Consider the following 248-nt stretch of genomic DNA (forward strand, 5'->3'; position numbering starts at 1 on the left):
TCTGCTCTACCGGCGGATTAGTGCCGGTGTAGACGTTGTCCGGGGCAGTTACGGTAATCGAACCGGTGGTGCCGTTGGCCGGTACGGTGATGACCGTTTTGCCGTCACTCAGGGTGAAATACAACGGCGCGTGGTTGTCGATCGGCAGACCGTCTTTGTTGGTCAGGGTGACGGTGTAAGTGATCTCGCCGCCTTCGGTGACCGAAGGAGTGGCGGTCAGTTTGGCGATGACGTCGTCAGTGGTATCG

Annotated in this window: 1 protein-coding gene; it reads right to left on the minus strand. The window is 58.9% G+C overall.

Features of this window, described 5'->3' with window-relative positions; genetic code table 11:
* On the minus strand, positions 1-248 hold a 248-nt coding region (locus HU750_RS27060), incomplete at both ends, for an immunoglobulin-like domain-containing protein (protein WP_186683401.1).

Origin of the sequence: Pseudomonas sp. SWRI50 (genome assembly GCF_014269095.1) — a bacterium.
Taxonomy (GTDB): Bacteria; Pseudomonadota; Gammaproteobacteria; order Pseudomonadales; family Pseudomonadaceae; genus Aquipseudomonas; species Aquipseudomonas kermanshahensis.